This window comes from Pseudomonas sp. BCRC 81390 (assembly GCF_030341915.1).
GTDB lineage: Bacteria > Pseudomonadota > Gammaproteobacteria > Pseudomonadales > Pseudomonadaceae > Aquipseudomonas.
On sequence record NZ_JATAAG010000013.1, the window covers coordinates 180,171 to 189,595 of the forward strand.

Genomic DNA, 9,425 nt, shown 5'->3' on the forward strand with positions numbered 1-9,425 from the left:
GGGTAGCCACCGACGGATTTCGGGCCCAGTAACGAACGTGTCATAGCTAGCTGCGCCATGCCTTGCCTGATAACGGCAGGCTACCCAGGCGGCTCATCCACACCGACGCCAGGATCACCGCCCCGCCGAGCAACAGCCGGCCCAATGGCTCGTGCTGGTTCCAGATCAGCAGGTTCAGCAGCAAGCCTACCGGCACATGCAGGTTGTTCATTACCGCCAGCGTCGCGCCGGACACCAGGCAGGCGCCCTTGTTCCACCAGTACAGCCCCAGCGCCGTCGGGCACAGGCCCAGGAACAGCAACACCAGCCATTGCACGTTGGTGCTCGGCAGGTGCTGGGTATTGCCGAACAGCAGGAACGCTGGCAACACCACGATCAGCGCGCCCAGGTAGAAGTAGCCAAAGCGCTTGTAGTGCGGCAGGTCGCTGGGGTGGCGGGCGACCAGGTGGCGGTACAGCACCTGGCCGGCGGCGTAGGTGAAGTTGGCCAGTTGCAGCAGCAGGAAGCCGATGAAGAACTCGCCGCTGATGGTGTCGAAGCGGATCACCGCAGCGCCGGCCACCGCCACCAGCGCTGCCACCAGGGCCCACGGGTTGAAGCGGCGGTTCATGGCATCTTCGATCAGGGTCACGTGCAATGGCGTGAGGATGGTGAACAGCAGCACCTCCGGCACGCTGAGCACGCGGAAGCTGAGGTACAGGCAGACGTAGGTGATGCCGTACTGTAGCGCGCCGATCAGCAGCATCGAGCGCATGAAGCGCGGTTCGACCTGGCGCCAGCGGGTCAGTGGCAGGAACACCAGGCCAGCCAGCACCACGCGCGCGAGCACGGCGAAGTAGCTGTCGACGTGCCCGGCCAGGTACTCGCCGATCAGGCTGAAGGAAAACGCCTGGATCAGCGCGACGATTATCAGGTAGCCCATGGGTGCCTCTCGGGTGATCAAGGGCGCGACCTTAGCGGGTTGCGGCAAATGAGTTCAACCATGAGGAATGTAAGGGCTGTGCCGGCCTCTTCGCGGGTAAACCCGCTCCCACAGGAATATCACGGCACTTGAGGCCTGTGGTGTCGCGGGTTTACCCGCGAAGAGGCCGGCACAGGCACCAACAAAATTTCTGGCATAAAAAAGCCCGGCCATGCAGGCCGGGCAGACACACCCAAAGGAGCAAAACCAGGTGTCAGGGTTGGGAATTCGTTGCGTCTCAGGCGACCGCTGCCAGCCTGGCCTTGGCCTGGTTCACGCCCTTCTCGTGGAACTCGCCGCTCATGTTCAGGCCTTCGGCGTGGATGAAGTCGACCTCGTGAATACCGATGAAGGCCATCACCTGGCGCAGGTACGGTTCCTGATGGTCGCTGCTGGCACCGGCGTGGATCCCGCCACGGGCCGTCAGGACGATGGCACGCTTGCCGGTCAGCAAGCCCTGTGGGCCGGTGGGGGTGTACTTGAAGGTGATGCCGGCACGCAGCACGTGGTCCAGCCAGGCCTTGAGGGTGCTGGGGATGGTGAAGTTGTACATCGGCGCAGCCATCACCAGCACGTCGGCGGCGAGCAGTTCATCGGTCAGCTCGTTGGAGCGGGCCAGGGCCTCCAGCTCGGCGGCGCTGCGCTGCTCTTCAGGCTTCATCCAGCCACCCAGCAGGTTGGCGTCCAGGTGCGGCACCGGGTTCACCGCCAGGTCACGCACGCTGATCTGGTCGGCCGGGTGGGCGGCCTGCCACTGCTGGATGAAGTCACGGGTCAGCTGGCGGGAAACGGAATCCTGCTGGCGGGCGCTGCTTTCGATGATCAGTACGCGGGACATGGGTGCCTCCATCGGCAAAAAGGGTTGCGATTCGATGGAGGTGAGATTAAGGCTTGACCTATCGATAAAAAAGCGTAAAAAGTGGGTGCAATCAATCGATTTATCAGTTTATTCCGCGCTACAGGCCAGGGCGATCCGCAGTTTGATGATCTGCCGGTTGAACTTGGCGGTGACATCGACGCTTTTGCCGGCCGGTACGTTTACCCGCCGCACCCGCGGTGCCTCCGGGCCATTGCGGAAGGTGACCTTGCAGGCTGCCGGCACCTGCCCATAGTTGTTCAAGGTGATGGCGCCAATGTCGTAAGCCGTGTCGTAGGCGGTGTAGTCGAGCTTGACCCCGGTCAGTTCCTTCTCCACATCGATGGGATAAGCCATGGCCCCGAGGGGCAGGCACATCAGTATTGCCGCACAACATTTCTTCATGGGCCGCTCTCCTAGAAAGAGCGCAGCTTAGGACAACAGGAGCGAAACATGAAAGCGCCGCGCGTAACCCTTGACCAGTGGCGAACCCTGCAGGCAGTGGTCGATCACGGCGGGTTTGCCCAGGCCGCCGAGGCACTGCACCGCTCACAGTCGTCGGTCAGCTACACCGTGGCGCGCATGCAGGAGCAACTGGGCGTGCCGCTGCTGCGTATCGATGGCCGCAAGGCCGTGCTCACCGAGGCCGGCAATGTGCTGCTGCGCCGCTCGCGCCACCTGGTCAAGCAGGCCAGCCAGCTCGAAGACCTCGCCCACCACATGGAACAGGGCTGGGAGGCCGAGGTGCGCCTGGTGGTCGATGCCGCCTACCCCAGCGCCCGCCTGGTGCGCGCCCTGGCCGCGTTCATGCCGCAGAGCCGTGGCTGCCGGGTGCGCCTGCGTGAAGAAGTACTGTCTGGCGTCGAAGAAGTGATGCACGAAGGCATCGCCGACCTGGCCATCAGCAGCTACAGCATCGGCGGCTACCTGGGTGCCGAACTGAGCGCAGTGGAGTTCGTCGCCGTCGCCCACCCGGAACACAGCCTGCACCGCCTGGGCCGCGAGCTCACCTTCCAGGACCTGGAAAGCCAGTTGCAGGTGGTGATTCGCGACTCCGGCCGCGCCCAGCCGCGCGACGTCGGCTGGCTGGGCGCCGAGCAGCGCTGGACGGTCGGCAGCCTGGGCACCGCCGCGACCTTCGTCAGCAGCGGCCTGGGCTTTGCCTGGCTGCCCCGGCACATGATCGAGCGCGAGCTGCGCGAAGGCGTGCTCAAGCCGTTGCCGCTGGACCAGGGTGGCAGCCGCCACCCACTGTTCTACCTTTATTCCAGCAAAGAGAAGACCCTGGGCCCGGCGACGCAGATTCTCATCGACCTGCTGCGCAATTTCGACACCGCGCCACTGGACGTGCCCTTCGCAGCCCCCGCACAAGCCTGAGAGGACCGCGCCCATGGCCTATTTCGAACACGAAGGATGCGCACTGCATTACGAGGTGTATGGCCAGGGCCAACCGCTGGTGCTGTTGCATGGCCTGGGCTCCAGCTGCCAGGACTGGGAGATGCAGGTGCCGGCGCTCAGCCGCCACTACCAGGTCATCCTGATGGACATTCGCGGCCATGGCCGTTCCGACAAGCCCCGCGACGGCTACCAGATCGCCACCTTCAGTGCCGACCTGCTGGCCCTGCTCGAACACCTGCATAGCGGCCCGGTGCACTTCGTCGGCCTGTCCATGGGCGGCATGGTCGGCTTCCAGTTCGCCGTCGACCATCCGCAATGGCTGCGCAGCCTGTGCATCGTCAACAGCGCCCCCGAGGTCAAGCGCCGCACCCGCAGTGACTGGATCTGGTGGTTGAAACGCTGGGGCCTGGCGCGCCTGCTCAGTGTCGAGACCGTCGGCAAGGGCCTGGCCGAGCGGCTGTTCCCCAAGCCCGAGCAGGCCGAACTGCGCCAGGAAATGGCCAGGCGCTGGGCACGCAACGATAAACGCGCCTACCTCAAGAGCTTCGACGCCATCGTCGACTGGGGCGTGCAGGAACGCATCGGGCAGATTCACTGTCCTACCCTGGTGATCGCCGCCGACCACGATTACACGCCGATACAACTGAAACAACGCTATGTCGCCCTGATGCCCCACGCCAGGCTGGTGGTCATCGACGATTCCCGGCACGCTACGCCCCTCGACCAACCCGAGGTCTTCAACCAGACCCTGCTGCAATTCCTTGCAGCCGCTTCCACCTCTCAAGGATCTTTGAGCCCATGCTGAAAAAACTTCTGCTCACCGCCTGCTCGGTCGCCTTTGCCACCAGCGTCATGGCCTCCGACAAAACCCCGCACGTAATGCTGGACACCAGCTTCGGCCAGGTTGAAATCGAGCTGAATGCCGAGAAGGCGCCGATCAGTACCAAGAACTTCCTCAGCTATGTCGACAGCGGCTTCTACAACAACACCATCTTCCACCGTGTAATCCCGGGCTTCATGGTGCAGGGCGGCGGTTTCACCGAGCAGATGGTGCAGAAACCCACCAAGGACCCGATCAAGAACGAAGCCAGCAACGGCCTGCAGAACACCCGCGGTACCTTGTCGATGGCGCGTACCTCGGACCCGAACTCGGCCACCAGCCAGTTCTTCATCAACGTTGCCGACAACGACTTCCTCAACCCGGGCCGTGACGCCGGCTATGCCGTGTTCGGCAAGGTGACCAAGGGCATGGAAGTGGTCGACCAGATCGTCAATTCGCCGACCACCATCAAGAAAGGCATGCGCGATGTGCCGGCCGACCCGGTGTTCATCAAGTCGGCCAAACGCATCGACTGACCGCAGGCTTCACAGGGACGTGAAACCGCCTGGGGTCGGATGGAACAGGAGTGTCGTCACCCATGCTGTACCGCCGTTTCGAACAACTGATCGATATCTTTCGCGAAGCACCGAGCGAAGCCCCACCCAGCCGGGTATGGCCGTTCTACCTGTATTACCTGCGCCAGGTCTGGCCGAGCTTTTTGGCCCTGCTGGTGGTCGGCCTGTTCGCCTCGCTGATCGAAGTGGCGATGTTCAGCTATCTCAGCCGCATCATCGACCTGGCGCAGGGCACGCCCAACGCCAACTTCTTCAGTGAGCACAGTGGCGAGCTGATCTGGATGCTGGTGGTCATCCTGCTGCTGCGACCGCTGTTCTTCGGCCTGCACGACCTGCTGGTGCACCAGACCATCACCCCCGGCATGACCAGCCTGATCCGCTGGCAGAACCACACCTACGTGCTCAAGCAGAGCCTGAACTTCTTCCAGAGCGACTTCGCCGGGCGGATCGCCCAGCGCATCATGCAGACCGGCAACTCGCTGCGTGACTCCGCCGTGCAGGCGGTGGATGCGCTGTGGCATGTGCTGATCTACGCCATCACCTCGCTGGTGCTGTTCGCCGAGGCCGACTGGCGCCTGATGCTGCCGCTGCTGCTGTGGATCGTCGGCTATATCGCCGCGCTGTTCTACTTCGTGCCACGGGTGAAGGAACGCTCGGTGGTGTCCTCCGACGCGCGCTCCAAGCTGATGGGCCGTATCGTCGACGGCTACACCAACATCGCCACCCTCAAGCTGTTCGCCCACACCGACCACGAACAGCAATACGCCCGCGAAGCGATCAGCGAACAAACCGAGAAAACCCAGCTGGCGGCACGCGTGGTCACCAGCATGGACGTGGTCATCACCACCCTCAACGGCCTGCTGGTAGTCACCACCACAGGCCTGGCCCTGTGGCTGTGGAGCCAGTCGCTGATCACCGTTGGCGCCATCGCCCTGGCCACCGGCCTGGTGATCCGCATCGTCAACATGTCGGGCTGGATCATGTGGGTGGTCAACGGCATCTTCGAGAACATCGGCATGGTCCAGGACGGCCTGCAGACCATCGCCCAGCCGGTCACCGTCACCGACCTGCCCAACGCGCCAGCGCTGAAAGTCAGCCGCGGCGCGGTACGCTTCGATGACGTGGACTTCCACTATGGCCAGGCGGCCAACGTGATCGAAGGGCTGAACCTGGACATTCGCCCGGGCGAGAAGATCGGCCTGATCGGCCCGTCCGGGGCGGGCAAGTCGACCCTGGTCAACCTGCTGCTGCGGCTGTACGACGTGCAGGGCGGGCGCATCCTCATCGACGGCCAAGACATTGCCCAGGTCAGCCAGGCCAGCCTGCGCGCGCAGATTGGCATGATCACCCAGGACACCTCGCTGCTGCACCGCTCGATTCGCGACAACCTGCTGTACGGCCGCCCGGGTGCCAGCGAGGCCGAGCTGCTCGAAGCGGTGCGCCGGGCGCGGGCTGACGAGTTCATCCCACAGCTGTCGGATGCGCTGGGCCGCACCGGCTTCGATGCCCACGTGGGCGAACGCGGGGTCAAGCTGTCGGGCGGGCAGCGCCAGCGCATCGCCATTGCCCGGGTGCTGTTGAAGAATGCACCGATCCTGATCATGGACGAAGCCACCTCGGCGCTGGACTCGGAAGTCGAGGCCGCCATCCAGGAAAGCCTGGAGACGCTGATGCAGGGCAAGACGGTGATCGCCATTGCCCACCGGCTGTCGACCATCGCGCGGATGGACCGGCTGGTGGTGCTGGACAAGGGGCGGATCGTCGAGAGTGGCAGCCACAGTGAACTGCTCGCGCAGCAAGGGCTGTATGCCCGCTTGTGGCATCACCAGACCGGGGGCTTTGTCGGCGTGGACTGATCTGCGCAACAGCGCGCCCTGTAGGAACGGCCTTGTGTCGCGATCGGGCCGCAAAGCGGCCCTGGCTATTCTGCTGCGAAGCTGAAAAACCGGGGCTGCTGCGCAGCCCTTTCGCGACACAAGGCCGCTCCTACAGGATTTGCGCCAGGATCAGTCCCGGCGATAGGGCAGCATCCCCTTGGCCTCCTCGGCATACGCCCGCACCCCTTCCCGCTCCTGCGCCAGGAAATCCTCCACCGCCCGAAGCAACCCCGGGTGTAGCAGGTAGTGCCACGACCGCGTCAACACCGGCTCGAACCCGCGTATCAGCTTGTGCTCGCCCTGTGCCCCGGCATCGAAGCGCTGCAGGCCCTGGGCAATGGCAAAGTCCATCCCCTGGTAGAAACAGGTCTCGAAATGCAGCCGGTCGAACGCGTCCAGGCAGCCCCAGTAACGCCCGAACAGAGTGTCGCCGCCCACCAGGCTCAAGGCCATCGCCACGTCCCGCCCGGCTTGCCGCGCCATCACCACGCGCAGTGCCTCGGGCATGCGCTCGGCCAGCAGGCTGAAGAACTCGCGCGTCAGGTAAGGCGGCCGCCGGCGCACCGCGTAGGTGTTGGCGTAGCAGCGGTAGACGAAGTCCCACTGCGCCTGGTCCAGCTCCGCGCCGTGGTACCAGCGAAAATCGATGCCCTGCCCGGCCACCTGCTCACGCTCCTTGCGCATCTGCTTGCGCTTGCGTGAGCTGAGGCTGTCGAGGAAGTCCTGGAAGTCACGGTAGCCATGATTGCGCCAGTGGAACTGGCAACCCAGCCGCTCCATCCAGCCCGGCACCCCGGCCATCTGCGCATCCAGCTGCGGGTCGGTGAAGTTGATGTGTGCCCCGGACAACCCGCCCTTGCCCAGGTACTCCGGCAACGCCTGCAGCACCAGCAGGCCGTCGGCAGGGTCGGCAGCCAGCAGGCGCGGGCCGCTGACCGGGCTGAACGGCACGGCGCCGAGCAGCTTGGGGTAGTAGGCGATGCCAGCCCGTTCACAGGCATCGGCCCAACCATGGTCGAACACATACTCGCCAAACGAATGCCACTTGCGGTACGCCGGCAGCAGCGCCCGCACCTGCCCGTCACGTTCCAGCACCAGGTGCTCGGCGGCCCAGCCGGTGTTGCGCGAGACGCTGCCGCTGTCCTCCATGGCACTGAGAAACGCATGGCGCAGGAACGGTTGGCCGGGCGGCACCAAGGCATCCCAGGTAGCCGCCGGCAGGTCACGCAGATGAGCAAGGCTGTACAGGCTGGTCACGGTTTCGACTCGCTGTTTCAAGGTACCCAGTATCCCCAAGGAAGGCCCGCCACTCAATTCACCAAAGCCGCGGCGATCCTTTTATTCTCAATTACTTAACCGCAGTGCCACTAATTCGACATTAATCTGTCATTCGCCCCCGCAATACTTGCGCCTGTTTTCCGGAACCCCAGAACCTGTCTATTCAGGCCCTTTCCGAAGACATGCCAATACAGGGGCGGGCGCCTGAGCTCCCCCATCTTATTCAACAGGGAGAACCTTATGCGTCTTGTTTCTACACTTACCGGAGTGAGCCTCACCGGCATGATGCTGGCTCTGAGTACTCCGGCCAGTGCAGCTGTCGACGCCAAGCTGCTCGAAATGCTCCGCGCCAATGGCTCGATCAACCAGGCGCAGTACAACGAACTGCAGGCAGACCTGGCTCAGGAAACCAAGGAAAAGGCCGCTCAGAAAGCTCAGTCCGACCGGATGAGCTCCTTTGAACAGAAAGTGGCATGGGCCGCCAAGACCCAGGTCAAGGGTGACTTGCGCCTGCGTTACGAAGACGTCAACGTCGACAACCCGAACAGCAGCAGCGGCAACCAGGACCGCCAGCGCGTGCGTGCCCGTGTCGGTTTCTACAGCGAAATCAACCCACAGGTCGACGCCGGCATCCGTATCGCCACCGGCAGCAGTGCCGACCGCCGCTCGACCAACCAGAGCTTCGACAATTACTTCGACAAGAAGTCGCTGTGGGTCGACCAGGCCTACCTCGACTGGCACCCGACCGCTGTCCCCAACCTGCACCTGATTGGCGGCAAGATGGCACAGCCGTGGGTGAGCATGGGCGACATTATCTGGGATAGCGACATCAACCCGGAAGGTGTGGCCGCTACCTACAAGACCGACCTGGGCGGGGCCGAAGTATTCGCCAGCGCCGGTCAGTACACGCTCAAGGACAACGTCGATGGCGACGGCGTGCAATACAAGCATGATGCACAGGTCTATCACGGCCAGTTGGGCGCCAAGTTCGCCCCGGCAGACGCGCTCAAGCTGACCGTCGGTGCCAGTATCTATGGCTACGACAACGACAAGGAAGCCACCATCCTGCAGTCGTTCGGCAACACCACCAACGAGTTCAACCTGGTGGAAGGCTTCGGCCAACTGGACTTCACCGGCTTTGCCATCCCGCTGTCGGCCTACGGCCAGTATGTGAAGAACACCGAAAGCACCGACGGCGAAGACCAGGCCTGGCTGGCAGGCCTGAAAACCAAGGTCGGCGCCTGGAGCCTGGACTACAACTACCGCGACGTGCAGCGTAACGCCGTGGTCAGCCTGTTCACCGACTCGGACTTTGGCAACGGCTTTACCGGTTCGCGCGGGCACAAGTTCAAGGTCGGCTATGAAATCGACAAGAACTTCTCGCTGGGCGCTGCCTACCTGATGGCCAAGACCGACCTGTCGCAATTGCCCAACAGCGATGCCGATGTCGATACCCTGCAGGTCGACCTGGAAGCCAAGTTCTAAGCACCAGCAATTGCGCTTCACCTGAAGCGGGAAATGCCGACCCCATCCGGCATTTCCCGCTTTTTTTTGCCTGGCAGAAATGCGCCGGCCTCTTCGCGGGTAAACCCGCTCCCACAGGTTCGGCACAGCTTTTGAGCACTGCACGGTACCTGTGGGAGCGGGTTTACCCGCGAAG

9 protein-coding genes are annotated in these 9,425 nt (G+C 63.4%); 5 read left to right on the forward strand and 4 right to left on the reverse strand.

Going from position 1 to position 9,425, the window contains the following annotated elements:
- Positions 1-46: 46 nt before the first annotated feature.
- The 3 genes from QSV36_RS07460 to QSV36_RS07470 all read right to left on the reverse strand — a co-directional run bounded on the left by QSV36_RS07460 (position 47) and on the right by QSV36_RS07470 (position 2,222).
- Positions 47-922 (reverse strand): carboxylate/amino acid/amine transporter, encoded by an 876-nt coding sequence (locus QSV36_RS07460; RefSeq protein WP_289131021.1) that lies wholly within the window; start codon positions 920-922, stop codon positions 47-49.
- Positions 923-1,199: 277 nt separating this feature from the next.
- Positions 1,200-1,799, reverse strand: coding sequence for an FMN-dependent NADH-azoreductase (locus QSV36_RS07465; RefSeq protein ID WP_289131022.1), 600 nt, complete (start codon positions 1,797-1,799; stop codon positions 1,200-1,202).
- A 108-nt stretch (positions 1,800-1,907) separates the two neighbouring features.
- A complete protein-coding gene (locus QSV36_RS07470) occupies positions 1,908-2,222 on the reverse strand; it encodes a 3-phosphoglycerate kinase (protein WP_289131023.1) in 315 nt (104 codons plus the stop codon).
- Between the two features lie 48 nt (positions 2,223-2,270).
- On the opposite strand from QSV36_RS07470, the gene QSV36_RS07475 reads away from it, so the two are divergent.
- The 4 genes from QSV36_RS07475 to QSV36_RS07490 all read left to right on the forward strand — a co-directional run bounded on the left by QSV36_RS07475 (position 2,271) and on the right by QSV36_RS07490 (position 6,466).
- Complete coding sequence (locus tag QSV36_RS07475) at positions 2,271-3,194, forward strand: LysR family transcriptional regulator (protein ID WP_170031319.1); 924 nt, start codon at positions 2,271-2,273, stop codon at positions 3,192-3,194.
- 13 nt (positions 3,195-3,207) lie between these two features.
- Complete coding sequence (locus tag QSV36_RS07480) at positions 3,208-4,020, forward strand: alpha/beta fold hydrolase (protein WP_289131024.1); 813 nt, start codon at positions 3,208-3,210, stop codon at positions 4,018-4,020.
- A complete protein-coding gene (locus QSV36_RS07485) occupies positions 4,014-4,571 on the forward strand; it encodes a peptidylprolyl isomerase (protein WP_289131025.1) in 558 nt (185 codons plus the stop codon). The genes QSV36_RS07480 and QSV36_RS07485 overlap by 7 nt, the downstream gene beginning before the upstream one ends.
- 62 nt (positions 4,572-4,633) lie before the next feature.
- Entirely contained in the window at positions 4,634-6,466 is a 1,833-nt protein-coding gene (locus QSV36_RS07490; RefSeq protein WP_289131026.1) for an ABC transporter ATP-binding protein, read from the forward strand.
- 150 nt (positions 6,467-6,616) lie between these two features.
- On the opposite strand, the gene QSV36_RS07495 is transcribed toward QSV36_RS07490, so the two are convergent.
- Positions 6,617-7,744: a GNAT family N-acetyltransferase gene (locus QSV36_RS07495; protein WP_289131183.1), complete on the reverse strand. Its 1,128-nt coding sequence runs from the start codon at positions 7,742-7,744 to the stop codon at positions 6,617-6,619.
- 261 nt (positions 7,745-8,005) lie between these two features.
- Here QSV36_RS07495 and QSV36_RS07500 point away from each other — a divergent pair, with 261 nt between their 5' ends.
- A complete protein-coding gene (locus QSV36_RS07500) occupies positions 8,006-9,250 on the forward strand; it encodes a putative porin (RefSeq protein ID WP_289131027.1) in 1,245 nt (414 codons plus the stop codon).
- The last annotated feature ends 175 nt before the right edge of the window (positions 9,251-9,425 follow it).

Coding starts and splice junctions, on each gene's coding strand:
- QSV36_RS07485 (WP_289131025.1), top strand. CDS start 4,014: ATGCTGAAAAAACTTCTGCTCACCGCCTGCTCGGTCGCCTTTGCCACC.
- QSV36_RS07460 (WP_289131021.1), bottom strand. CDS start 922: ATGGGCTACCTGATAATCGTCGCGCTGATCCAGGCGTTTTCCTTCAGC.
- QSV36_RS07480 (WP_289131024.1), top strand. CDS start 3,208: ATGGCCTATTTCGAACACGAAGGATGCGCACTGCATTACGAGGTGTAT.
- QSV36_RS07490 (WP_289131026.1), top strand. CDS start 4,634: ATGCTGTACCGCCGTTTCGAACAACTGATCGATATCTTTCGCGAAGCA.
- QSV36_RS07470 (WP_289131023.1), bottom strand. CDS start 2,222: ATGAAGAAATGTTGTGCGGCAATACTGATGTGCCTGCCCCTCGGGGCC.
- QSV36_RS07465 (WP_289131022.1), bottom strand. CDS start 1,799: ATGTCCCGCGTACTGATCATCGAAAGCAGCGCCCGCCAGCAGGATTCC.
- QSV36_RS07500 (WP_289131027.1), top strand. CDS start 8,006: ATGCGTCTTGTTTCTACACTTACCGGAGTGAGCCTCACCGGCATGATG.
- QSV36_RS07475 (WP_170031319.1), top strand. CDS start 2,271: ATGAAAGCGCCGCGCGTAACCCTTGACCAGTGGCGAACCCTGCAGGCA.